The organism is Amycolatopsis sp. NPDC004378, from assembly GCF_053602455.1.
In genome coordinates this window covers 64855-88126 of the sequence record NZ_JBSGDR010000008.1, presented here as the reverse complement: position 1 = coordinate 88126, position 23272 = coordinate 64855, and the positions used below count along the sequence as shown (strand labels likewise).

At 68.5% G+C, this 23272-nt stretch carries 20 protein-coding genes; 7 read left to right on the top strand and 13 right to left on the bottom strand.

What is annotated here, in order from left to right:
- Window positions 1-8 precede the first annotated feature (8 nt).
- The 5 genes from ACWEN0_RS23880 to ACWEN0_RS23860 form a co-directional block, all read right to left on the bottom strand.
- Window positions 9-305, bottom strand: a complete 297-nt coding sequence (locus ACWEN0_RS23880) for a hypothetical protein (RefSeq protein WP_451977397.1) — start codon at window positions 303-305, stop codon at window positions 9-11.
- A gap of 113 nt (window positions 306-418) precedes the next feature.
- Window positions 419-979 carry a flavoprotein gene (locus ACWEN0_RS23875; RefSeq protein ID WP_451977394.1) on the bottom strand — a complete coding sequence of 187 codons (561 nt, stop codon included), beginning with the start codon at window positions 977-979 and terminating at the stop codon, window positions 419-421.
- A 4-nt stretch (window positions 980-983) separates the two neighbouring features.
- Window positions 984-2222, bottom strand: coding sequence for a helix-turn-helix domain-containing protein (locus ACWEN0_RS23870; RefSeq protein ID WP_451977391.1), 1239 nt, complete (start codon window positions 2220-2222; stop codon window positions 984-986).
- A 16-nt stretch (window positions 2223-2238) separates the two neighbouring features.
- Window positions 2239-4227 (bottom strand): hypothetical protein, encoded by a 1989-nt coding sequence (locus tag ACWEN0_RS23865; RefSeq protein WP_451977388.1) that lies wholly within the window; start codon window positions 4225-4227, stop codon window positions 2239-2241.
- Between the two features lie 589 nt (window positions 4228-4816).
- Entirely contained in the window at window positions 4817-6043 is a 1227-nt protein-coding gene (locus ACWEN0_RS23860) for a dsDNA nuclease domain-containing protein (protein ID WP_451977386.1), read from the bottom strand.
- A gap of 999 nt (window positions 6044-7042) precedes the next feature.
- Between ACWEN0_RS23860 and ACWEN0_RS23855 the strand changes: the two genes are divergently transcribed.
- Together ACWEN0_RS23855 and ACWEN0_RS23850 are read left to right on the top strand one after the other, a co-directional pair.
- Complete coding sequence (locus tag ACWEN0_RS23855; protein ID WP_451977383.1) at window positions 7043-7963, top strand: esterase/lipase family protein; 921 nt, start codon at window positions 7043-7045, stop codon at window positions 7961-7963.
- A gap of 68 nt (window positions 7964-8031) precedes the next feature.
- On the top strand, window positions 8032-8457 hold the full coding sequence (locus ACWEN0_RS23850) for a hypothetical protein (RefSeq protein ID WP_451977380.1): 426 nt from the start codon (window positions 8032-8034) through the stop codon (window positions 8455-8457).
- Here the strand turns inward: ACWEN0_RS23850 and ACWEN0_RS23845 are convergent.
- Entirely contained in the window at window positions 8454-8834 is a 381-nt protein-coding gene (locus ACWEN0_RS23845) for a hypothetical protein (RefSeq protein WP_451977376.1), read from the bottom strand. The genes ACWEN0_RS23850 and ACWEN0_RS23845 overlap by 4 nt on opposite strands.
- A gap of 80 nt (window positions 8835-8914) precedes the next feature.
- Between ACWEN0_RS23845 and ACWEN0_RS23840 the strand changes: the two genes are divergently transcribed.
- Entirely contained in the window at window positions 8915-9730 is an 816-nt protein-coding gene (locus ACWEN0_RS23840) for a DUF1206 domain-containing protein (RefSeq protein ID WP_451977374.1), read from the top strand.
- Here ACWEN0_RS23840 and ACWEN0_RS23835 read toward each other — a convergent pair.
- Entirely contained in the window at window positions 9727-11571 is a 1845-nt protein-coding gene (locus tag ACWEN0_RS23835; protein WP_451977371.1) for a GTP-binding protein, read from the bottom strand. The genes ACWEN0_RS23840 and ACWEN0_RS23835 overlap by 4 nt on opposite strands.
- A 247-nt stretch (window positions 11572-11818) precedes the next feature.
- Here ACWEN0_RS23835 and ACWEN0_RS23830 point away from each other — a divergent pair, with 247 nt between their 5' ends.
- On the top strand, window positions 11819-12259 hold the full coding sequence (locus tag ACWEN0_RS23830) for a DoxX family protein (RefSeq protein WP_451977368.1): 441 nt from the start codon (window positions 11819-11821) through the stop codon (window positions 12257-12259).
- Here ACWEN0_RS23830 and ACWEN0_RS23825 read toward each other — a convergent pair.
- Window positions 12256-12966 (bottom strand): TIGR03089 family protein, encoded by a 711-nt coding sequence (locus ACWEN0_RS23825; RefSeq protein WP_451977365.1) that lies wholly within the window; start codon window positions 12964-12966, stop codon window positions 12256-12258. The two genes, ACWEN0_RS23830 and ACWEN0_RS23825, sit on opposite strands and share 4 nt — an antisense overlap.
- Window positions 12967-13075: 109 nt before the next feature.
- Here ACWEN0_RS23825 and ACWEN0_RS23820 point away from each other — a divergent pair, with 109 nt between their 5' ends.
- Window positions 13076-13906: an NAD(P)H-binding protein gene (locus tag ACWEN0_RS23820; RefSeq protein ID WP_451977362.1), complete on the top strand. Its 831-nt coding sequence runs from the start codon at window positions 13076-13078 to the stop codon at window positions 13904-13906.
- A gap of 16 nt (window positions 13907-13922) precedes the next feature.
- Here ACWEN0_RS23820 and ACWEN0_RS23815 read toward each other — a convergent pair whose 3' ends face one another.
- Window positions 13923-15362: an LCP family protein gene (locus ACWEN0_RS23815; RefSeq protein ID WP_451977359.1), complete on the bottom strand. Its 1440-nt coding sequence runs from the start codon at window positions 15360-15362 to the stop codon at window positions 13923-13925.
- Window positions 15363-15399: 37 nt separating this feature from the next.
- Window positions 15400-16932, bottom strand: a complete 1533-nt coding sequence (locus tag ACWEN0_RS23810; protein ID WP_451977356.1) for an LCP family protein — start codon at window positions 16930-16932, stop codon at window positions 15400-15402.
- Between the two features lie 138 nt (window positions 16933-17070).
- Between ACWEN0_RS23810 and rfbB the strand changes: the two genes are divergently transcribed.
- Entirely contained in the window at window positions 17071-18060 is a 990-nt protein-coding gene (rfbB, locus tag ACWEN0_RS23805; RefSeq protein ID WP_451977353.1) for a dTDP-glucose 4,6-dehydratase, read from the top strand.
- Window positions 18061-18064: 4 nt separating this feature from the next.
- Entirely contained in the window at window positions 18065-18970 is a 906-nt protein-coding gene (rfbD, locus tag ACWEN0_RS23800) for a dTDP-4-dehydrorhamnose reductase (RefSeq protein WP_451977351.1), read from the top strand.
- Here rfbD and ACWEN0_RS23795 read toward each other — a convergent pair.
- The 3 genes from ACWEN0_RS23795 to ACWEN0_RS23785 all read right to left on the bottom strand — a co-directional run bounded on the left by ACWEN0_RS23795 (window position 18940) and on the right by ACWEN0_RS23785 (window position 23244).
- On the bottom strand, window positions 18940-19566 hold the full coding sequence (locus tag ACWEN0_RS23795; protein ID WP_451977348.1) for a hypothetical protein: 627 nt from the start codon (window positions 19564-19566) through the stop codon (window positions 18940-18942). The two genes, rfbD and ACWEN0_RS23795, sit on opposite strands and share 31 nt — an antisense overlap.
- Before the next feature lie 98 nt (window positions 19567-19664).
- The gene (locus tag ACWEN0_RS23790) at window positions 19665-20750 is read right to left on the bottom strand and encodes a glycosyltransferase family 4 protein (RefSeq protein WP_451977345.1); all 1086 of its coding nucleotides are present in this window, start codon (window positions 20748-20750) and stop codon (window positions 19665-19667) included.
- Entirely contained in the window at window positions 20743-23244 is a 2502-nt protein-coding gene (locus ACWEN0_RS23785) for a glycosyltransferase (protein ID WP_451977342.1), read from the bottom strand. Before ACWEN0_RS23785 ends, ACWEN0_RS23790 begins: the two co-directional genes overlap by 8 nt.
- Window positions 23245-23272 lie beyond the last annotated feature (28 nt).

The window sequence follows — 23272 nt, the reverse complement described above, 5'->3', positions numbered from 1 at the left end:
CTCTGGAATCAGTCGCGCTCACCGGGCGCGGCGTCATCGACCGCGCTGGACCACTGCTGTTCGAGGGAAGAGGAATACGACCGGGTACGGTTCTGGACTTCGCACCACTCGCCGAACTCATTCGCGGCAACGGCCAGACTGCGCGCGAACCGCGCCGTGTCCATCAGGCCCCCGATACGGGCGGGCACTTGGATAATGAACGAGGCCTCTTCGCTGCCCGCCACGAGCTGGCGAACGCCCGGTGATGGTGAAACCACCGCCGCGCCGTATCCGACGAGGGGCTGAATCACCACGTGAATGCCCATCTGCACTCCAGATGTCTCGGTCTCGGCGTGCCCGGGTGGGCGCGCTGGAACCAGGAGACACCCGGTGGTGTGGATCACCCCGGACAAACTGTCCGGGTAGGTGCGACAGGGGGCTAGCGCGAGGGGGAGACGGCCGTATTCACGGCGTCGAGTACGGCTGACCAGGGCAGTTCTCGCCCCGGCGTACTCCGCGGCTCGTGCAGTGGCCAGACGTCGTCACCGTAGACGAGGTGCACGCCGGCACGCCGCAGCGCCTCAATGTGCATGTCCCAGGACGGGTGACGAGCGTGTGCGGCGTTGACGCGAGGAAAGACGACCACCGGCAGGTTCCGGGTCCCGATTGCCTCGTTGACCTGCGTGAGTGCCTGGTTGTCGGCGATGCCGAGCGCGAGCTTGGCGACCATGTTCGCCGAGGCAGGGGCTACCAAGTAGACGTCCGGCGACGGGTGCGGGCTGGTGCCGCTGGGGGAGCGCGGCTCGATCCGCACCGGGTAGCCGGTGACTTCTTCGAGTTCGGTGACCCCGCCGGACTCAGCCAGCCAGCGGCCGGCGGTCGGAGTCAAGGTCACCGCGACGGTCCAGCCGTCCCGCTGAGCGGGCTTGATCAACCGGGGCACCAGGTCTTCGACTCCGCCAGCGCCCGAACCGACCAGACCGAGAACACGCGAGCCCATCCGGCTACCTCACCGCGCCGCAGCGCTCAGCCAGGGCGAGCAGCAGCGACGACTTCTTGCCACCGGTCGCCGGGGCACGCCGGTACATCGACCGCACGACCTCGCGGACCAGCGTGCTGTGTCGGACGATCGTCGGCGCCTTCTGCTCTGCCGTCAGCAGGGTCTGAAGAGCCTCTTCGTCCTTGGCGACCAGGCTGAGCGCCCGCGCGAAGTCGATCAGGTGGGTTACCTGTCGCTCGACCGGTAGGTGGTCGACGTTGGTCCGGGGCGCGGACTCGATCACCTGCGAGATGTCGCCCAGGTCGAGTGCGGCCGAAAGCCGGTGCAGCTCGACGTTCGCCGGGCCGAACCCGGTCTGCCAGTAGTTCGCGTCCACCCCGAGCTGATCAGCCGCGCGGCCTGCGTGCGATAGCAGTTCGTTCGCCGTCGAGCGGTCCTGGTGCCGGGCTGCAGCCACGGCCGTCCGCAGGTAGAGCATCCCGTAGAGACTCAGCGCCGCCGGATCACCGGACGCCATCCTCGGGAGGAGCCACTTCGCGGCCACGTCGCCCAGCTCAAGAGCGTCATCGAACCGGCCGACCGCCAGCAGCGCGTGCGTACCCGAACGGGCGGCCGAGGCCAGGACCAGCGGGTCATCCGATTCATCCGCCGCCTGCATGGCGCGTTCGGCCGCGATCCAGGCGAGGTCGGCCTCGCCGATCTTGCTCAGCGTCGTCGCGGCCAGGTGATGCACCCGCGCGGACACCGCTGCACACGCCCGCCGGTACGTCGCGTCATCCGCCGACGCTGCTTCCATCTCCTGAGTGGTCTTGATCAGCCCAGGGAGAGCGGTTACCACGCGACCGAGGTCGCCCTTTTGGTAGCTCGACCAGGCACCTTCCACCAGTTGCGCCGCTGGCGCCGGGTCGATGTACTCCGGGGACATCGACGAGGAGAACAGCGTCCGAGACAGCCGCCGAGGAGCCATCAGCGCGTCACGAATGGCCGGCACGTCGTCGTTCTCGTCCTGGTCCTCCAGGAGCACCGGTTCGCCGAGGAGGTCACCCAGTGTGACGCGCAGACCCCGCGCGACGTCGGCGAGCACGTCCAACCTGCGGATATCGCGCTCACCACGCTCGATCTTGCTCAACCAGTCCTCAGACCGGCCCACCAGGTCGGCCAGCACCGCTTGCGACAGACCTCGCCGCCGCCGGTAGAAGGCAATACGCTCCCCGATGCTGAGCTGATCACCCGCACCACGCATGCCTCCAGGCTAGCAGTCAGGGCGCGGATGAACTCCCTTCACTATCTGCCTGCGCCTCGGACCCTTCCGCATCGCTATTGGCCCGTTGTGCCGGTATTCTGATCAACCGATTTTCGCGGTCGAGAGTAAGGATCACGCGATCCGAGAGATCGAGTAGTACCCCTGTCGGCAAGTCATTGTCGACCGCCACAATCTGCAAGGCTTCACTGTACTCGTTACTGACGTCTAGAAGTAGATCGTAGATATCACCGATTCTGGCTCTGTCAAACCCTTCGTAGCCAGCGTTTGCGATCAATCCGTCCAATACTAAGAGGCCGGGCATCGGCAGTCCTCGGTCGATAGCTACGGTATGATGTGCTAAAGCATGCGCTATGTTCACAAGTGTCTTGAGTCCTTGGCTGGAAAGCTCGTCAAATTTTCGACCGGAAACAATTGGCAAGTACGTTGTCCTGTTGATCTTGACTGTCAGGCCTTCATCGAATTCCGGAATGTTGAGTCTTCGAAGATACGAAAGCATGCGCTTCTCTAGCGCCTTGACGTTCTCCTCGGGGGTTGAATCATCTAGTTCAAGCCCGCTTATTTCCGTCAGGAGTTCATCGCGCTTCTCCTCCAGGGAGGTGCGCATCTCTTGACGGGTCCGAAGCTTCTCGTGAACCTCTAGATACTCGCGTAGGCGCCGGATGTTGGCTTCAAGATCGGCCTGCCGCGCGGCGTGAAACTCAAGTTCCACTGCGCGCTCTGAGACGAAAGATGATGTTGCTTCGTCTAGCGCGAGCGTTGCACTGCGGGCACCGGCCTCAAGTTCTTGTGCTTGTATGTTGAGGTCACTCAATGTCTTGAGTCGAGAACTAATGACTGACGTTGTTTCAGTGATTTGCTCAGTAATTCGGCTTTGTTCGGACAGTAAGTCGTCCCGAGAGGTCGCTTGTCGCGGCTCTTGGAGGCATAAGTAACAGTGAGTTGGGTCTATCCGACTTTTGTCGACGTCGTTGCCGCAGCGAGGGCAGACGATGAAGTCGAAGTCGACCAACCATTCGTCGGCCACAATTGCGCGTGTTAGACGTGCGGCTTGGCTTTTAAGTTGACGTTCAAGGTCGCGTAGGTCGACAAGCTGCGCCTCTAGTCGGCGAATCCTTTCGTTGAGGTCGGCCTGGCGACCTCTATAGGAGATCACTGCTGACCGTAACTCGCGAACGCCCGGGACTTCGAATGACGCAGCCGCCGAACGACTCTGTCGATCACGAACTTCGGCAAGTTCTCGGGCTAACTGCTGTAACTGATTCTCAAGCGCGCGAGCATCAGCAAAGGGGGTTGAGGCGATGATTGCGTTAATTGCATCTGAATCGCGATCGATCGCATCGATCTGTAACTCTAGGCTGCGCAACTCTGCTGCCATTCTGGCGGCGTCAGGGTTGTAGTAGCCATAGGCAAGCTCGAATACGGCCCGCCTCTTGATGTCGCGAAATTGATGAAGATGTCCAAACACCTGGGTGTCAATCTCGTCACCAGTAACGATGCAATAGCCTAACCAGTCGGTCATCGTCACTGGGGTCAAGGCCTCGGAGGGCTTACTTCGTGCGCGAGGAACGCTTACTGCAGGGATTGAAAGTTGGTCGAGCAGGAAAGTACTGTAAGGCTGTCCCTTGCCTCCGGCAGGAAGCCTAAAGGCGACCGGTTCGCAGTCTTCGTTGAACTGAATTTCCGCTACGTCGACGGGAGCGGTATTGGTTGTGACGAGTGGGCGAAATATCTTCCATTCTCTGTCGCCTAGGTAAACCTCTCCGAGGATGGTCCGAATGTAGCCGGTTTCGGGTGGTAAACCCGAAGGCACCGTTCCGAAGAGTGAGCGTATAAGTCGAACAAATGTCGTCTTGCCGCTGGAAATCTCGCCTTGGACAATATTGAGGCCGGGCTTGAACGGCACCTCGCGTCCGCCGCCGAGCAGCTCCAGCTTTGATATCTCTATCCTGTGAGCTCGCGACAAATTGCGACTGGCGGTGGTCACTGCTAAATCAACTCCTCGTGCCAGTTAGCGTCGGCGATCTCTGGTAGTTCGTACAAGTAATTCTTGAGAGTTGTTCCGGACTTGTCGAGGTACTTCCTCGCCAATCGCAGGCGTTGGACTGTCTGCTCGAAACTTTCGTCAAGCCGTAACTCGTTGGAAACCTGTTCTCCCAGTGAACTGGTTCGATAGCCAAAGCCGGACCGGCCGGCCAGAGGCGAAACAACTACGAGTCCGCGACCTATTAGTGATCCCAGGATTGCATAGTACGACGGATCCCAAGGGCCGTATCGATAGCGCATCATCCGGGCATCTAGAGGGAAGTCGGTTTTGTCTAACGAGGCTAGATCTGTTGCTGTTGCGCCACATGCCTCGATGACTCTAGAAAAGTGGCGCGGATATCGAATCAAGAAGTCAAGCTTTGCTAGCTTTACTCGGCCTTCAAGGAACCGCTCCCGACCCCGGGCGGTCCTGCTGAATTGGTCGATCAGAAGGAGAACTCTAGCTTCAGATTCCGGTGTTGCACGGTAGAGGCGACGTCGATTGTCGGATCGATCTACTTTAGTCGACTGGCCGTCGTCATTTACTTGATTCACCTGGCGTCCTTCCAGGAGAATCGGCAGCCATCGGAAAGATGAGCAAGAAACCCGTATACTTGCAAGCCGTCCTTTGCGAATAGGGAGCTAGTATCAAGGCCCCCTAGTATGTTTGGGTTGCTCAGAAAGTGTGCAGATATTGCTCTTGCGGGACGGGATGAGATCGCCGGATTCATTGCGCCTTCTTGATCCACTTTTCGTGCTGTAGCCTTCGCGACTATCAAGACGCGTGAAGCTAGGCTTTCGAGTTGATCTTCGGCGTTGTCGCGAGAGGCGATTAGTAGTTGCCTCTGTATCTCCATATCGGCACGGAGTCGCTTGGCGTCTTCTTTTGTGTCCTCGTCGGCCCCTGCGGCATCAAGTTTCAGCTCAAGCATAGAGAGAGTCGAGCCTTCGCTCACTCGGCCCAGTAACTTGTCGGCTCTTTCGGCAGGAGTTGGCGGAGTAATTCGACGTATGTCCTCGCTGCTCAGGACTTGAAGTATGTTTAGGTTTGCAGGCGTTCCGTCTGTGCTGTCCACGGTGGCGAACTTGCTATCTTCTGTGCGTCCCAAATATTTTGCGAATAATGATGGAATGACGTCTGCCTGCTGTGCGGCGGTCACAAACTGTAGGAGTCGCTCGTATAGAGCGTGCGCCTCAGGTTGAGACATAGAGGGCCATAGCGTGTTTAGTTCGTAAACGGCTTTTGCGTCGATGTCTGCCCGAGGAGACTGGTTTGGTCGTATGGCTAGTCGCGAAAGAAAGTCGTCTAGTTGAGCTTTTGGGACACCTAGCTTGATAAGTTTTGTCCTGGTGGCCGAATTTGCAGTTCGAGGATCCTGCACAAATTTTACTGTGTCAGGAGCTTCCGATATCGGGCCTTCGAGCCACAATTCAAAAGTGGAAACTATATTGCAATTATGCTTCAAGCTCTCATTGTAAGAGCGGGCAAGAGCGTCCAGTCCGGATGTGCACATCTTCGGCACGCTCCATGAGCCACGAGTCCGCGTCTTCAGCTGGACAAACTTGATGCTGCCGTCGTAAATCAGTGTGACGTCTTCTACATGCTCGCAGATCACATACTTTAGAGTCGAGTCTGTGCCGAGCGAAGTGCACCAGATGCGAACCACTTGCTTTGCCTGCCATACGTAGCGCCTGAATGTATCCACGCCTGTTGGATCAGATTCGAGCTTGCTGACAGCATCAAGGAGTTCGTTCGCGCTAGTTGGCGGGTTGGTCATCAGGCTCCTCGCGTCGGCTCAGAGTACAGCCACAGCTGCCGAATTCGGCTCTATGGGATCAAGGGCGCGGCCGCCGTCGGCGGCGCGCACGTCACCACCCGTGCGGCGGGCTTGCCCGAGTGCGACTCGGACGGCCTGCCGCTCCGCTCCGGCCGCCGGTCGCCGGGCAGCCCGCCGACTGGCCGACCGTGCACGCGCACCGCCGACGGCGGGTTGACCGGATGAACCCCATACGGCAAATAACGTTGCTGAGTCGATCAGTGTTACGTCGAAACCAGCTCATCAGCGATGGCCACTCCCTCGCAGGCGATCGTTTAACACCGGTCCGCCGCCATCAAGGGCGCCTACGGCGTCGCTCTGCGATGAGCTGCGCTCACCCTTGACACCGACGACCCGGCGCTAAGCGCGGCAGGGGCGAGGAAGACGGGGACGAACAGCCACCGCTCTACCCGCCTCGCCGACGCCGACCAGCCGGAGGAGTGCCGACGATGAAGCAGCCGAGCCGCCGACGCAGCCCCAATCAGGGCGCACTGTGGAGCCGCTTCCAGCTCGTCGACTGGCAAGCCCGAGCAGTTGGACGCGGCAAGACCCCCGACATCACCAGGCCGTCTACAGGCCGTCGGACGTCGGGGAAGGCCAAGATCCACCGAGAACTACCGAGATGGATCGCCGCAGCTCAGAGGCTGTTTTCAGGCATGATCGCCAGGTCGGCTCAGACCTGCCGCAAGATCACGCAGATCTACGAAGGCACCAACCAGATCCAGAAGCTCGTGATGGCGCGGGCCCTGCTCAAGGGCTGACCCGGAGCCACTCGAAGCCCCCGGCGAGTCATCGCCGGGGGCTTTGTCATGTCGGTGAGTGCCACTCGCGGCTTTCTGTTGCCCTAGCACCTGACATCGCGTCAGAAAATCACCCCCGGAGGGGAGTGTCCGGACAAGTTACTCGCGCGTTAACCACTTGGTGACGTGGATCACCATCCTTCACAGAGAGGTGAACCGGATGGGCATGACGCGCAAGTGGCTGACCGCCGCCCTCGCCACGGCGGCGGCGCTCACACTGGGGGCGGGGCAGGCCGCGGCGAAGGAACCGACCGGGCCCGTGCAGCCCAATATCCTCACGGCGGCCGCGTACTCGCTGGGGAACCCGACCATCGCGCCGCCGGGGACGAACGACTGGGCCTGCAAGCCCTCCGCCGCGCACCCGAACCCCGTGCTGCTCTCCAACGGGACCACCGCCAACGCCTACGAGAACTGGGCCAACCTGTCCCAGAAGCTCGCCGACGCCGGGTACTGCGTCTTCGCCGGGAACTTCGGCGGGGCGCCCGGGAGCTTCCTGCAGACCGTCGGGCCGATCGCCGACACCGCGAAAGCGCTTGCCGCCTTCGGGGACAAGATCCTCCAGGCGACCGGGGCGAGCAAGCTGGACGTCGTCGGGCACTCGCAGGGTGGGATGAACATCCGGTACTGGATCAAGTACCTCGGCGGCGCCGGCAAGATCAGCCGCCTGGTCGGGCTGTCGCCGTCCAACCACGGGACCGATCTCTTCGGCCTGCTCAGCACCCTCGAGCGGATCCCCGGCGTGCCCGCGGCGCTCGGCACCGTCTGCCAGTCGTGCAACGAACAGGCCGTCGGCTCGCCCTTCCTCACCGACCTCAACGCCGGCGGCGAGACCGTCGACGGCATCCAGTACACCGTGATCCAGACGCGCTACGACGACGTCGTCACGCCGTACACGAGCGCGTTCCTCGCGGCCGCGCCGAACGTCAAGAACATCCTGCTGCAGAACGTCTGCGCCCTCGACTTCACCGACCACCTCGGCATCACCTACGACCCGGTCGCCGAAGGGCTGGTGCTCAACGCGCTCGACCCGGCCCACGCCAAGACGCCGCCGTGCGTCCCGGTGCCGCCGGTGATCAGCTGAGCTACGCCACATGAGACATAACCCACCGCCGGGGCGGATTTCCGCTCCGGCGGTGTCACTCTCGAAGCATGTACTGGCCGGTTCCGGCGTCCTGGACGCCCCACGACGAAGCCGAGCTGGTCGCCGGCTGGCGGCTGTGGCTCGAGCTGTCCGACCGCGCCTGGCCGACGGCCGCCTGGGACGGGACGCCCGCCGACGCCGTCCGCCAGCTGCGTGACCTCCTCGCCGCGTGCGACGAGATCGAGACGGCCTACCGGGCCGACGCCGCCGAGCCGTCGCCGGGGTTCCTGCGGCTGGTGCAGGGCCTCGTAGTCACCGCCGGCTCGGCCATCGGGCTCTGGTTCGACGACTTCGACCAGCTCGACAGCGAACGTGCGGCGCTGCTGCACGACGACCTCACGCGCTTCGCCGAGCAAGCCGAACAAGTCCTGACGCTGCTCGCGGCCAACGGCGGCTGGGCCGGGCTCGACGCGATCCGGCGCCGGCCGGCCTAAGCCAGCGTCGGGTCGATGCCGCCGCCCGCGACGGGCCGGAACCGCGTGCCGCCGAGCGCGTCGTCCAGCGGACGGTCCAGCGTCAGCTCGGTTTCGAGCGCCCACGCCCGTTCGACGAGCGTGTCGACGGCCGCCCAGCGCTCGACCCGGTGCGCGCCGTCCGCCGACCACGAGCCGTCGAGCTCCATCCGCAGGCGCACGGTGAGCAGGCCCGGTTCCGGGGTGTGCCAGCCGAAGCGCAGGACGGCGAACTCCGTGCTCCAGCTGGACCAGTACAGCCAGCCCGATCCGTCGGCGCGGAAGCCGAGCTCGGTGTACTCGGGCGAGCCGGGGTGCACCTCCGTTTCCGACCAGTAGCCGACCAGGCGCGCATCCACGCCGGGATCGTCCCATCACAGGGCGCGATTGCGCCGCTTGGCCCAACCGATCGCGGGCCGCCGTGGGTACCCCACACCGCATGAACCGGACAGAAGCCGCCGCCGGCAGAGGCGAGAAGACCGATACCGCGCAAGTGCTCGGCCGGGCCGGGATGGCCTGCTACGGCCTGGTCCACCTCGTCCTCGCCTACCTCGCGTTCCAGGTCGCCTTCGGCGGCGGGAAGCAGGCCGACCAGAAGGGCGCGCTGCAGGAGATCGGCTCGACGGCGTTCGGCCAGGTGCTGCTCTGGGTCCTCGCCGTCGGCCTGGTGCTGTTCGGCCTCTGGCAGTTCCTGATGGCCGCCACCGGCTACGAGTGGGTCAGCGGCGGGAAGCGGACGCGCAAGCGGATCGGCGCCGGCGCGCGTGGCGTCGTCGTCATCGTGCTCGGGTTCACCGCGTTCAAGATCGCCACCGGCAGCGGCGGGGGCGGGTCGAGCAACCAGACCCAGCAGGAGTTCACGGCCAAGCTCCTCCAGCTGCCCGCCGGGCCCGCGCTGGTCGTCATCGCCGCGGCGGCCATCCTCGGTGTCGCGATCGCCGCGGGGGTCAAGGGCTTCAAGAAGAAGTTCCTCGAAGACCTCGACACCACCGAACTGCCGGGCCGGACCAAGCGCTGGATCGGTGGCGTCGGCCGGGTCGGTTACCTCGCCAAGGGAGCCGTCCTCGCGATCGTCGCGATCCTCGTCGCCATCGCCGGGTTCACCGCCGACCCGGGCAAGGCCGGCGGGCTGGACGCCGCGCTCAAGACGCTCGCCGCCCAGCCCTTCGGCACCGCGCTGCTGGTCGTCGTCGCCCTCGGGCTCGCCGCGTTCGGCGCGTACTGCTTCGGCGCGGCCTGGGCGCACAAGCGCTAACGCCGGGCGACCTGCGCGAGGTATTCCTTGCGGTCCAACGGGTTCTCGCCGGTCCGGGGCCGCGTCGGCGGCGGCCCGGGATAAGGGCGGTAGTCCGCGAACTCGCTGAGGAAGACGCTTTCGCCCTGGCTGAGCGCGGGCAGCGCCTGCTCGAACTCGTGGACGTGCTCGGCCGGGATGGTGCCGTGCAGCGTGCACGACGCCGGCCCGACGACCGGCTCACCGGGGACCCCGCGCAGGTCCGCGAGCTTCAGCAGCACCGCGCTGACGGCGTTCGCCGGGACCTCCAGCTCGAAGCGGTGCACCGGTTCGTGCACCCGCGTGCCGGCCTCCTGCAGCGCCGCCATCAGGACGAGCGGGGTCATCTTGCGGAAGTCGCTCGCCGCGCTGAGCGGGCTGAAGAACGCCGTGTGCGTCAGCGTGACGGCGCAGTCGAGCACCTCCCAGCCGTACAGGCCCTGGCCGAGCGTCGCGTGGACGGTCTCCTCGATCGCCTTGTGGAACGCCAGCGGCAGCGAGCCCAGCTCGACCGACAAGTCGAACGTGACGCCGGATCCGGGTTCCACCCGCAGCCCGACCGTCGCGAAGAAGTACAGCCGTTGTTCGGGATCGAGGTGTTCGACGGCCTCGCCGCGCCCGATCGGCTTCTCGACGTACAGCGTGCGCGTCTGCTCGAACGTGACGTCGATGCCCGCGCCCTCGGCCAGCATCGAGCGCAGGACTTCCTTCTGCACTTCGCCGTAGAGGCGGACCGAGATGTCGTGGCCGTGGCGGCGGACGTCGATCAACGGGTCCTCCTCGGACAGCCGGGTGAGCGCCGTGAACAACGGTGCCGCCTGCTCGGGCCGGACCGGCCGCACCACGGTCTCCAGGCTCGGCGGCGCGAACACGCCGTCGCGGACGGTGCCGGGGGAGCCGAGCCGGTCGCCGATCCGGACCTCGCGCAGGCCGCGCACCCGGGCGACGTCCCCGGCGAGCGCCACGTCGTCCCCGGCCACCTCGACCGCCGAGACACGGCCGGTGAACTCGGTTTCGCCGCGGTAGAAGGAGATCCGCTGCCGTGGCGCGAGCGAGCCGGAGTGCAGGCGGGCGTAGGCGATCTTCTCGCCCGCGCGGCCGCGGTCGATCTTGAACACCGTCGCGGCGAGCGGGCCGTCGCCGGTGCGTTCGGTGGCCGGGAGCAGCTCGGCCATGGCCGTGACGAGGTCCGCCACGCCGGCGCCGGTGATCGCCGAGCCGGTCAGCACCGGGTGCACCGCGGCGCGGGCGACCTGCCGGGCCAGCTCGGCGCGGCAGGCCGCGGCGTCGACCCGGTCGTCCACATAGGACTCCAGGAAGGCGTCGTCACCGTCGGCCAGGAACTCCGGCGAAGTGGCGGCGGCCAGGGCGACCGCCCGCGGCGCGAGCTTCGCGCGGATGTCGGCGAGCTGGTCGCGCGCGCCCATCCGGTCGATCTTGTTGACGAAGACCAGCGTCGGGATGCCGAGGCGGAGCAGGGTGCGCATCAGCACGCGGGTCTGGGCCTGGACGCCTTCGACGGCGGACACGACGAGCACCGCGCCGTCCAGTACGCGCAGTGCGCGCTCGACCTCGGCGATGAAGTCGGAGTGGCCGGGCGTGTCGATCAGCGTGATCCGGGCGCCGCCGGTCACGAACGAGACCACCGCGGAGCGAATGGTGATGCCGCGGCGGCGTTCGAGCTCGAGGGAGTCGGTCTGGGAGTCGCCGCGGTCGACGCTGCCGAGGTGGTCGATGGCGCCTGCTTCGAAGAGCAGGCGCTCGGTCAGGCTGGTCTTACCGGCGTCGACGTGCGCGAGAATGCCGATGTTCAGGGTTTTCACGAGGGCGAGGAGTCCTTTGTGATGCGGGTGACAGGCCGGGTCGGACGGTCTGTCGGCGCATCGGGGTCTCCTCACGGTCGTGGACGCAGGTCAGGGCGAAGATAGCCCCGCGCCCGGGGTGCGCCCAACCGAATATCGGTCCCTGTCGGTTCCCTGTCGATCACCCTCCGGAGCTTCGGGTGGGCGCGCCGGGCCTCTACGTTGGGCGAGTCAGTTGAAAATTCACCCACCGGGGAGCTGAAACCGGATGTTCGGACGATTCAAGGACGTGGCACTGCTGCTGGGGAGGATCGGCGTCGCGGTCGTCTTCCTCGCGCACGGGCTGCAGAAGTGGAACAACGGCATCGACGGCACGGCGAAGTTCTTCGAGATGACGGGCATCCCGCTGCCCACGGCCGCCGCGGTCTTCGCGATGACCGTCGAAATCCTCGGCTCGGTCGCGTTCATCGCCGGGTTCCTGATGCCGCTGGTCGGCATCGGCTACGTCGTGATCTCCGTGGGCGCGCTGCTCTCGGTGCACATCGACAACGGCCTGACCGGCCAGGGCGGCTACGAGCTCGTCCTGGTGCTCGCGCTGGCCGGGCTGGCGCTCGGCTTCAACGGCGGCCGGCTCTCGCTGGACCACCTGCTGTGGGGCCGCAAGCGGGCGCGCGCCGCCGCCGAAGCCGGCGAGCTGCAGAACGCCTAGGCCGGGAGGTCCGCCGTGGTGCGCTCGGCATCGCGGCGGGCACCCAGCTTGGCCTGGTCCGCGTTGCTCACGTGGACCAGGTGGGCGCCCGCGGCCAGGGGGACGAGCAGGCCGTCGAGGATGCCCTCGGGGCCGGTCCAGTCCCTTGTGGACAGCACGCGGTCGTCGGCGGTCAGGCCGAGCTTCGCCGCGCGGTTGCGGGCTTCGGCCAGCACCTCGTCCACTGTGGACTCGAACAGCGCGGCCGTGTCGCCGGGGATCGGGAAGAGCGGGCTGTACTGGTCGCCCGCCGCGCGGGACTCCGTCAGGTAGTCGAACGCACCGCCGCCCGGGGGCTCGGCCAGGCCGCGGCCCATCGGGTCGAGCGTGACGACGGCGGTCGCCGCGGCGCCGGTCGGCTCCGGGTCGTCCGGCCCGACGAACGCCACCCGCGCGCCGGCACCTTCGGTCACCACGCGCGCCCCGCACCACCACGCCCCGAGCAGCACGCCGACGGTCTGCCAGTGCGCCGGGAGCTGCACGGCCACGTCGTCGCCCGGCTCGACGTCGAACTCCTCGGTCAGCCAGTTGGCCGTCTTGGCCGCCCAGTTGGCGGTCGTCACCACGGACAGCTCGACGCGGCTGCCCAGCTGGTCGTCGTAGTGGGTGATCAACGGTTTGGCGGGCGAGGCCAGCAGCGGGCGCAGCAGCTCGTCGGTCAGGCTCATGCGGAAAAGCCTAAAGCGCGGACCACGCGGTTCGCCGGTTGACACGGCTTCGCCGGGCTGAGTAGCTTTGTTTTGCAAGCAAAGCTATTTGGGAAGCTGGGGAGCCCTCATGACCATTCTCGTCACCGGTGCCCGCGGGCACGTCGGGCGCGCGGTGCTCGACGCGCTCGTCGCCGCAGGTCAGGACGTTCGCGCGTCCTCCCGCGACGCCACCACGCTCGACGTACCGACCGCCAAGGTGAGCGCGGACCTGGAGGATCCGTCCACACTGGACGCCGCGCTCGACGGCGTCTCGGCGGTGTTCCTGTACACGCGGCCGTCGGGGATCGAGGCCTTCGTGAAGGCGGCGGAGGCGGCCGGCGTGCGGCACGTCGTGCAACTGTCCTCGGGCGCGATCCTCGAGCCTGGGTCCGCGCAGAGCCGCGTCGCGGCGCTGCACCACGCGGTGGAACAGGCCCTGGTCGCGGCGCCGTTCGGGGAGACGCGGCTCAACCCCGGCGCGTTCGCCACGAACGTCCTGGGCTGGCGCGCGGACATCGCCGACGGCGTCGTGCGCACGGCCTACCCGGACTCGCGGGTCGGCGCCATCCACGAGCAGGACATCGGCGACGTCGCCGCGAGGATCCTCATCGACGGCTCGCACCAGGGAGCGGCCCTGCGGCTCAGCGGTCCGGCGCCGATCACGTTCCGGGAGCAGGCGGCGGTGCTCGCCGACGTCCTCGGCAGGCCGCTGCCGGTCGAGGAGCTGACGCCGGAGCAGGCCGCCGAGCGGATGGTCGCGCTGGGCTGGCCGCCCGAGGTCCCGCCGGAGATCCTGCGTGCCTGGGCGCGGACGCTGGACGAGCCCTCGGAGGTGACGGACGTGGTCCGCGAGGTGACCGGCAACGCGCCGCGCACGTTCCGGCAGTGGGCGGAGGACCACCGCGCCGACTTCGCCTGAGGGCGGGTTGGCAGAGCTAGTTGACGCAGGGGACGCCGTCGGAGGCTTGGGCCGGCGGTGCCGCGGCGGGGGCCGGGGGCAGGCGCGCGGCGGCGAGGTCCGGGGGCAGCGCGGCCGCGGCGGGGGCTGGGGACTGCGGCGCGCCCTCGGGAGCTGGGCGCAGGAGTGCGGCGGCGGGGTCCGGGGGCAGCGCTGCGGCGGCGGGGGCCGCCCCGCTGCCCGAGCCGCCGCCCGTGGGGGTCGAGCCGGGTGCCTTGGCCGCCGCGGGGGCCGGGCGTCCGGCGAGGCCCGCCACGAACTCGCGGACCGCCTGCGGGTCGACCTGCACGATGCTCTGGCCGTCGGGGCTGCGGCCGTTGGCCGTGAGGACCGGGATCGTCGCGAACGTCAGGTTGCCCGACGCGATGCCCTTCGCCTGCTGCGCGAACTGCAGCAGGTCGAGCCCCGGGTCGAGGACCAGCGAGCGGTGCACCGCGTCCATCAGGTTGTTCAGCGTGCCCGGGCTGGTCAGCGTGCCCGCCGAGAGCACCTGGTGCAGCGCCGAGGACAGGAACGCCTGCTGCCGCACGATCCGGTCGAGGTCGCCGCGCGGCAGGTTCTTGCGCTGGCGGACGAAGGAAAGCGCTTCGCCGCCGGAGACCGTCTGCTCGCCGCGGCGGAAGTCCGCGCCCGAGTCCTTGTCCTCGGTCGCGTGGTTCAGGCAGACCCGGACGCCGCCGAGGGCCTCGGTGAGCAGGTAGAAGCCCAGCAGGTTGATCTCGGCGTAGTGGTCGACGCGCACCTGCGTCAGGTCCTGCACGGCCTGCACCAGCACGCGGCGGCCCTCGGTGTCCGAGTCGCGTTCGATCTTCGCCTGGTCGTGCTCGCCCTGCGCGCGCAGCTCCTGGGCGAAGTGCGCCTTCGCGATGCCGTACGCCGAGTTGATCTTCGCCTCGCCGCGGCCCGGGATGTTCGTCCACGTGTCGCGCGGGACCGAGACCGCCGACGGCTTCCCGCCGTTCTTCGGCACCCGCAGCAGGATCACCGTGTCGGTGTTCACCGCGCCGTTGTTGGCCTCGGTGCGCAGCTCCTTCAGTACGCGCAGCGGGAGCGGGTTGCCCTGGGCGTCCGTCCGCGCGTCGCTGCCGACGAGCAGGATGTCGTCCGCGCCGTCGTCGGCCGGCGGCGGCGCGGGCTCGCCGGCGCGCGGCGTGAGCGCGTCTGTCGTCGGGACGGTGCTCTGCAGCTGGTCCTTCGTGACGTACGCGTAGCCGCTGACGCCGAGCGCGAGCAGCGAAACGAGACCGACCGCCACCCGGCGGGTCACCTTCCCGGCTCGCCCGGCCCGCGACGGCGGTGCCACTGCGACCTCCGGAGCGGCGTCCCGCGGGAACGGCGACGGCTTCCACTCGGGATCGTCGTCGCGCTGCGTCACCGGCTGCGCGTCCGGCTCCGGTTCTACCTGCTCGTCTGCCACCCTGGCTCGCTCCCCCCGACCACCCTGCGTACGCAGTCTAGTTGACGCAGGGAACGTCGCCCGCGGTGATCGGCGGCGCGGCGGGGGTGGCACTCGCGGTCGCCGTCGGCGTGGCCGGCGGCTTCGCGGCCGACGTCGACGGCGCGCCCCCGGAACCGGCGGCCGAGCTGCGGAAGTCCTTGCCCAGCAGCACGCGCACGTGGCCGGCCGTGACGTCGCGGTCCGGCTCGGCCTGGACCGTCGTGCCGAGGGCCTGCTTGACCAGTTCCAGCGCGGTCTCGTCGGCCGGGTTGTAACGGACGACCGTGGTGGTGCGGGTGCTCAGCTTCTGGTCGGCGGCGAGCTTGAAGCCCTTGCCCTGGAGCGTCGCGTGCGTCTGGCCGGCCAGGGACGGCGAGCCGGAGCCGTCGAACAGCTCGACCGTGACGGCGTTCGCGCCCGGCAGCTGCGCGGGCGCCGGCGTGGTGGAGGTGCCGCCGTCGGCGGTCAGGCGGGTCACCTCGGCCTGGACCGCGGCCGGGTCGACGCGCAGCACGTCGGCGCCGCCGATCACCGCGTTGCCCAGCGTCGGGATGGTGTGGAACTCGATGTTGCCGCCGGTCAGGCCGCGCATCTGCTCGGCGAACTCCGTCAGGTCCCAGCCCTGCGACACCACGACGGACTTCTTCACCGCGGCCACCAGGTCGGCGATCTTGCCCGGGCTGGTGAGCACGTCGGTGGAGATGACCTTGCGGGCCAGCCCGGAGAGGAACGCCTGCTGGCGCGCGATCCGGTCGAGGTCGTAGTTCGGCAGGCCGTAGCGCTGGCGGACGAACGCGAGCGCCTGCACGCCCTCGATCGTCTGGCGCCCGCCCGGCAGGTCCACCCCGGACTTCGCTTCCTTGACCGGGCCGTTCAGGCAGACCTCGACGCCGCCGATCGACTTGGTGATCTCGTAGAAGCTCGCCAGGTTGACCTCGGCGTAGCGGTCGATCATGCCGGGCTTGCCGATGAACTTCTCGATCGTGGCGATCAGGTTCTTCCGCCCGGCGACCTTCGCCTGCGCGTCGGCTTCCTTGAGGTCGGTCATTCCCTGGCGCTGTAACGTTTTGTAAGTGTCCGTGTACGCGTAGACGAACGCGCTGTTGAGCTTGTGCTTGCCGTAGCCGCCGGCGAGCTCCACCCAGGAGTCACGGGGGAACGAGATCGCGATCGCGTGCTGCCCGTTCTGGGGGATGTGCACGAGGATCATCGTGTCGGTGTTCAGCTCGCCGTCGGAGACGCCGGCGTGCAGCATGTCCAGCACCTCGCGGGGCAGCGGGTTGCCCTGCGCGTCGGTGCGGCTGTCCTGGCCGACCAGGAGGATGTCGATCGCGCCGTCGAGCGGCTTCGCGTGCGCCTCGGTGTCGGCGAACACGTTCGTGGTGGTCAGGCCGCTGTTCGGGTCGCCGATGTAGTTCCAGCCGTACCAGGTCAGGGCCAGGATCGCGACCGAGAGCAGGGACACGACGACCTTGCCGCCGCGGCGTGCGAAGACGCCGACGCCGTGACTGCGCCGTGCCGGGACGGGCGGCGCCGGCCATTCGGTCACGCGCTTCCTCCCCTGTGAACCCCGTGCTTCCCCCAGGGCACGAACGTGCCTCTCGGCGAGACTCTACTGAGGGTGTTGTGGGGCCTCCGTAGGCTGGGGGCCGATTGCCCCGGTCGGGGCCGAAGGAAAGGCGGGAAGATGCGGGTCCTGGTCACCGGTGGTGCCGGCTTCATCGGGTCGCACTACGTCCGGCAGGTGCTCGGCGGCGCCTACCCGGCGCTGCGCGACGCCGAGGTGGTGGTGCTGGACAAACTCACCTACGCCGGCAACGAGGCCAACCTGGCGCCGGTCGCCGCCGACCCGCGGTTGCGGTTCGTCCGCGGCGACATCTGCGACGGGCGGAAGGTCGCCGACGTCATGCGCGGTGTCGACCTGGTCGTGCACTTCGCCGCCGAGTCCCATGTGGACCGCTCGATCCTCGGTGCCGCCGACTTCGTGCTGACGAACGTGCTCGGCACGCAGAACCTGCTGCAGGCGGCCCTGGACGCGGGCGTCTCGAAGTTCGTCCACGTGTCCACGGACGAGGTGTACGGCTCGATCGAGACCGGCTCGTGGACCGAAGACCACGTGCTGGAGCCGAACTCGCCGTACTCGGCGTCGAAGGCGTCCTCCGACCTGGTGGCGCGGTCCTTCTTCCGGACGCACGGGCTGCCGGTGTGCGTCACCCGGTGCTCCAACAACTACGGTCCGTACCAGTTCCCCGAGAAGGTCATCCCGCTGTTCGTCACGAACCTGCTCGACGGGCGGCCGGTGCCGCTGTACGGCGACGGGCTCAACGTCCGTGACTGGCTGCACGTGGACGACCACTGCCACGGCATCCAGCTGGTCGCCGACCACGGGCGGCCGGGCGAGATCTACAACATCGGCGGCGGCGTCGAGCTGACCAACCGCGAGCTGACGGAGAAGCTGCTCGCCGCGCTCGGTGCGGGCTGGGACAGCGTCGAACCGGTCGAGGACCGCAAGGGCCACGACCGCCGGTACTCGGTGGACATCACGAAGATCAGCGAAGAGCTGGGGTACGCTCCGCGGGTGTCCTTCGAGGACGGTCTGGCCGCGACAGTGGCCTGGTACACGGACAATCGCGCGTGGTGGGAGCCCCTGGCGGAGCGGGCCGCGCTCAAGAAGTGAGGATGTGCTCGTGCGGCTGACGGTGCTCGTGCCCGGCGGTTCCGGACAGCTCGGCCGCGACCTGGCCGCGCTGGCGTCCCCTTCGGTGGACGTGGTGGCGCCGGGTTCCGCGGAGCTCGACGTGACGGCGACGGGCCAGGTCCTCGCGGCGGTCGGCGCGCTGGCGGACCGCGCCCGCGAGACGGGCTCGGCCCCGGTGGTGATCAACGCCGCGGCGTACACGGCGGTCGACAAGGCCGAGACGGACGAGGAGCGCGCGTTCGCGGTGAACGCGGACGGCCCCCGGGTGCTGGCCGCGGCGTGCGCGTCCCGCCGCGTGCCGCTGATCCACGTGTCGACGGACTACGTCTTTTCCGGCGACGCCTCGACGCCGTACGAGCCGGCCGACGAGCTGGGACCGCGCTCGGCGTACGGCCGCACGAAGGCGGCGGGCGAGGACGCGGTGCTCGGGTCGGGCGCGTCGTCGTGGGTCGTGCGGACCGGGTGGCTGTACGGGCATTCGGGTTCGAACTTCGTGAAGACCATGGCCCGGCTGGAGTCCGCGCGCCCGGAACTGTCCGTTGTGGACGACCAGGTGGGAGGTCCCACGTGGACGGCCGACCTGGCGGCGGGCCTGCTGGAGCTGGCATCCCGCGCGGCGGGCGGCGACGGCCCGGAGCGGCGCACCCTGCACTGCACGAACGCGGGCTCGGTGAGCTGGTGCGGTTTCGCCAAGGCGATCTTCTCGCGGCTGGGGGCGGATCCATCGCGGGTGCACCCGTGCACGTCGGCGGAGTACCCGCAGGCGGCGACTCGGCCGGCGTACTCGGTCCTGTCGCCGGCGTCGTGGCAGGAAGCCTGGCTGACCCCGCTGCGGCCGTGGGAAGAGGCGTTGGACGCTTACTTCGCGGCAGGTTCCGCCACGGTTTGAGGTCGGCTGGTTCCCGGAACGAGGACTTCCGCGGTCTCGGCCGCGTGCCCGAACCCGTAGGTCCACGAGAAAACGGTCGAGACCAGCGCGAAGCCGTAAAGGCAGGCGAAGACGACGGTCGAGACGGGGGCGTGGGACCAGGACAAGGTCAACGTGTACCCGGTGTACCCGACGACGAGCGCCCCGGCGCCGCCGTAGATGATGGCTTCCATCACCTTGTGCGGCCAGCGGGCAATCATGATGTTCCCGATCGCTTCGCCGCGTTTGGCGCCTATCCGGCTGCGTTCGCCGTCCGGAACACCCGCGACGTCGAGCAGCTTTTCCTCGGTGTACTGGATCGTCACGGCGTTGACCATGGAAAGGCACACCAGGAGCGAGTGGAAGGCGGCGACCAGCCACAGCGGGCTCGGGAGGATGGCCACCACCACCCAGCTGACCGCGGATCCGAACTTGTCCGCGAACGCCAGTGTCGCGGCGATGTAGGCGGCCCCGGCGCCCAGCAGGGCGAGCGACACGTTCGCGATCGAGGAATTGTCGGCTCGGGTGCCGGCGTAGATCGCGGCGAGTGCGGTGACCCGATCGGCGTCGTCAGGCATCGGGCGGCCCTCCACCGGGAAGCAGCGTGACTGATGCTCCTAGGTCGCCGGCCCACGCTGAACCGTTACGAGCCTCGGATGCCTGCTTCGCGGCAGGCTCAGTGACGGCCTGAGGCCAGCCGGTAGGCGCCGACCGTCAGTTCGGCGCACGTGCGCCACGTGAAGTTGGCCGCGTGTGCACGGCGGGCCGAAGACGTCGCCACCGCGTGGGGGTCCGTCACCGCCGTTCGCAGTGCCTCCGCCAGGCCGTCCACGTCGCCGTACGGGACCAGGCTCGCGCAGTCGCCCGCCACTTCGCGCAGGGCCGGGATGTCCGTGCAGACCACCGGGACGTCCGAGGCCATCGCCTCCAGCACCGGCAGCCCGAAACCCTCGTCGCGGGAGGGCAGCACCAGGGCCGACGCGCCCGCCACCACCGTGCGCAGGTCCACATCGGACAGATAGCCGGTCTGGGACGTGCGCGACGAGCGCGGGAACGGGCCCGGGCCGGCGAACACCAGGTCCGGCAGGTCCGGCGCCGCCTCGTGGGCGCGGGTCAGCCAGTCCAGGCCCTTGCGCGGGCCGGCCGCGCCCGCGAACAACAGGTACCGCGAGGGCAGGCCGAGCCGCGCGCGCCGCTCGTCGTCCGGCGGGCGCGCCGTGAACCAGGCCGGGTTGACGCCCAGCGGGGTGACCACGATCTTGTCGCGGGAGACGTCCAGGCGCTCCGCCACCGAGTCGGCCACCGCCGCCGTCGGCGTGCAGATCACGTTGGCGCGGTGGGCGCCGCGGCGGACCAGTTCCGGCAGGCCGCGGTCGCTCGGCGCCAGCTCCGCGGGATTGTCCAAAAAGGCCAGGTCGTGGATCGTCACCACGCCCGCGGCGCGCACCCGGCCCGGCAGCACGAAGTTCGTGCCGTGCACGACGTCCGTCGGACCCGCGAACAGCTCCACCGGCGGGAAGTCCGAGCGCAGCCAGGCCGCCCGCAGCAACCGCGCCGAAACCGGCATCCCGCGGGCCCGCGCGCCGTACGGCAGCACGTGCCGCAGCCGCCGCCAGCCGCGCAGCGTGAACGCCACCGCGCGCGTGTCCACCTCGGGGATCGACACCAGCTCTTCGCTCAGCGCGGCGGTGTACCGGCCGATCCCGGTGCGGGCGCCGAGCAGCGGAGTGCCGTCGAGGAGGACGCTCAGGGACCTAGCCACGGCGCAGCCGTTGCTTCGCGACCTTCAGGACCCGCCCGCCGACGCGCCGCGCCAGCTCCGTCGCCCCGCCGGCCGCCAGGTACTCCCGGACCAGGTCGGCGTCGCGGCGCAGCATCTCGCGGCCGCGCACCGGCGCCGTCTTGGTCAGGTCCGCCGATCCGGGCAGCCGGTCGGCCGCCGGGCGCGGGTCGCGGCAGAACTCCACCAGCGGCTTCAGCGCCTCCGGCCAGGTGTACCGCTGCGCGACGACGGCGATCCGCTCGACGCAGCCCGCCGCGAATTCCTCGTCGTACAAGCACTTCTCGAGCGCTTCGGCCAGCGCGGACGCATCCTCGGCCGGGACGACGACGCCGAGCCGTTCGGCCCGCACGAGGTCGGCGAACGAGTCGCCGTCGGTGGTGACGATCGGCAGCCCGGCCCACAGGTAGTCGAGGACGCGGGTGCGGAACGCGAACGTCGTCTCGACGTGCTCGTAGTGCGTCGTGACGCCGCAGTTCGCGTCCAGCAGCCAGTTCTGGCGCTCGTGGTAGGGCACCCACTGCTCGTTGAAGTAGACGTGCTTCCCGGTCAGCCCCAGCGAATCCGCCAGCCGGATCGTCCGCGTGCCGATGTCCATCTCGGCGACCTCGGGGTTCGGGTGCTTCATGCCGAGGAACACCAGCCGGACGTCGCCGCGGCGGCGGCGCAGCTCGTCGATCGCGCGGACCAGCGTCAGCGGGTCGAACCAGCTGTACACCCCGCCGGCCCAGAGGACGACGTGGTCGGTGCCCCCGATGCCGAGCGACGACCGCAGGCCTGGCCCGGTGCGCACCGGTGCCTGCGGCGACAGTCCGAAGGGGACGACCGCGAGCAGCGACTGCGTGGTCGGGTCGGCGTCGTAGAGCCGCGGGGACAACCGGCCCAGCGCGGCGAGGTGGCCGAGCCACAGGTGCCGCTGCCGTTCGGACGCGCACAGGAAGAAGTCGCCGCGTTCGATCTGCGCGTCCAGCACGCGGGTGACGCCCGCGAGGTCGGCCGCGCGCCGGTCGTCGGCGACGCCCTTGCCCTGCTCCAGCAGCTCCAGGTGCATCGGGTCGTAGAGGTCGGCGACGACGATCTTGCCGCTGTGCTCCTTCTTCAGCGACGGCGCGAGTTCCAGCACGTGGCCCTGCAGCACGACGACGTCGGCCCAGGCGATCGGCGCCTCGAGCTCGCGGTGCTTGCCGGCGCTGACGCGGAACGGCGCGGGCGGCGGCGTCGCGAGCGGGTTGGTGGTGATCAGGTGGACGTCGTGCTCGGCGGCGAGCGCCAGCGCGATGTTCCAGGCGCGGATCGCCGGGCCGGCCATCCGCTCGGTGAGGGCGTCGCCGGTGATCACGAGGATCTTGCGCCGCTGCCCGAACGCCTGCTCGATGCCGAACGCCTCGACGAGGATCTCGTGCGCGGCGAGGTAGCGCGGCAACGGGTAGGCGGGCTCCAAAGCCTTGCGCAGCAAGGGAAGCAGGTCGGCGTCGGTGCGGACGCGGGCGGCCTGCTCGACCGCCCGGGACGCGCCCAGTGAGGGCAGCTGCTCGACGAACTGGTCGATCGCCAGGAGCCCGGCGAGCGTGGTTCGCGGGATCGCGACGTCCCCGGATTCGATCGGCCCGACGCCCCGCTCGAGGTCCAGCTGGGTCGCGTCCAGCTCGCCGCGCGCGGTGGCGCGCCGGACGGCGAGCGCGAGCGCCGCGGGCAGCGCGCGGGCCAGGGTCTCGTCGGAGAGGTTCTTGTACATCGCCGCGAGCGCGTTGCGCTCCAGGAGGAAGGTCTCGCGGCCGGTTTCCGGCGCGTCGACGGCGCCCATCGTGCCGTGGTGGCGGTGGTACGTCAGCGACTCCGGGACGTACCGGACGCGCCAGCCGCGCAGGTTCAGCCGCCAGCCGAGGTCGACGTCCTCGTAGAACATGAAGAACCGCTCGTCGAAGCCGCCCAGCTCGGCGAACACGCCGGCCCGGACGAACATCGCGGAGCCGGTGCCGAACAGGACGTCCTTCGCGACCTCGTGCTCGGCGGCCGGGACGTCGGCCAGCGGCGAGCCCGCGTGGCGCTTGTAACCCATGCCGAACCAGGTCAGGCCGCCGTCGACGAAGTCGGTGCCGGTGCCGTCCCAGTCGACGACCTTGCTGGCCACGGCGGCGACGCGCGGCTGCGCGCGCAGCTCGGCGACGGCGGTGGAGACCCAGCCGGGCGCCGGGCGGGCGTCGTTGTTGAGGAACCCGAGGACGGTGCCGGTCGCGTGCTTCGCGCCGAGGTTGCAACCGCCCGCGAAGCCGGTGTTGCGGCCTGCCTCGACCACGGTGGCCCCGGGCACGGCTTCGCGGATGCGCGCGGCTTCGTCGGAGTTGTCGACGCAGATCAGCTCGAGCTCGGGGTAGTCGTGCTCGGCGAGCGCGCGCAGGCAGGCGATCGTGTCTTCGGCGCCGCGGTAGTTCACCACGATCACCGAGACGAGCGGTTGCGGTTCCCCCTGCGCCAAAGCCAGCTCCTTCGTCGGGTGAGCGCCA

Excerpts from the sequence above, each read along its gene's own strand:
- ACWEN0_RS23850 (WP_451977380.1), top strand. The coding sequence starts at position 8,032 with ATGTACTGGCCGGTTCCGGCGTCCTGGACGCCCCACGACGAAGCCGAG.
- ACWEN0_RS23825 (WP_451977365.1), bottom strand. The coding sequence starts at position 12,966 with ATGAGCCTGACCGACGAGCTGCTGCGCCCGCTGCTGGCCTCGCCCGCC.
- ACWEN0_RS23855 (WP_451977383.1), top strand. The coding sequence starts at position 7,043 with ATGGGCATGACGCGCAAGTGGCTGACCGCCGCCCTCGCCACGGCGGCG.
- ACWEN0_RS23880 (WP_451977397.1), bottom strand. The coding sequence starts at position 305 with ATGGGCATTCACGTGGTGATTCAGCCCCTCGTCGGATACGGCGCGGCG.
- ACWEN0_RS23875 (WP_451977394.1), bottom strand. The coding sequence starts at position 979 with ATGGGCTCGCGTGTTCTCGGTCTGGTCGGTTCGGGCGCTGGCGGAGTC.
- ACWEN0_RS23840 (WP_451977374.1), top strand. The coding sequence starts at position 8,915 with ATGAACCGGACAGAAGCCGCCGCCGGCAGAGGCGAGAAGACCGATACC.
- ACWEN0_RS23795 (WP_451977348.1), bottom strand. The coding sequence starts at position 19,566 with ATGCCTGACGACGCCGATCGGGTCACCGCACTCGCCGCGATCTACGCC.
- ACWEN0_RS23830 (WP_451977368.1), top strand. The coding sequence starts at position 11,819 with ATGTTCGGACGATTCAAGGACGTGGCACTGCTGCTGGGGAGGATCGGC.
- ACWEN0_RS23870 (WP_451977391.1), bottom strand. The coding sequence starts at position 2,222 with ATGCGTGGTGCGGGTGATCAGCTCAGCATCGGGGAGCGTATTGCCTTC.
- ACWEN0_RS23860 (WP_451977386.1), bottom strand. The coding sequence starts at position 6,043 with ATGACCAACCCGCCAACTAGCGCGAACGAACTCCTTGATGCTGTCAGC.
- rfbB (WP_451977353.1), top strand. The coding sequence starts at position 17,071 with ATGCGGGTCCTGGTCACCGGTGGTGCCGGCTTCATCGGGTCGCACTAC.
- ACWEN0_RS23820 (WP_451977362.1), top strand. The coding sequence starts at position 13,076 with ATGACCATTCTCGTCACCGGTGCCCGCGGGCACGTCGGGCGCGCGGTG.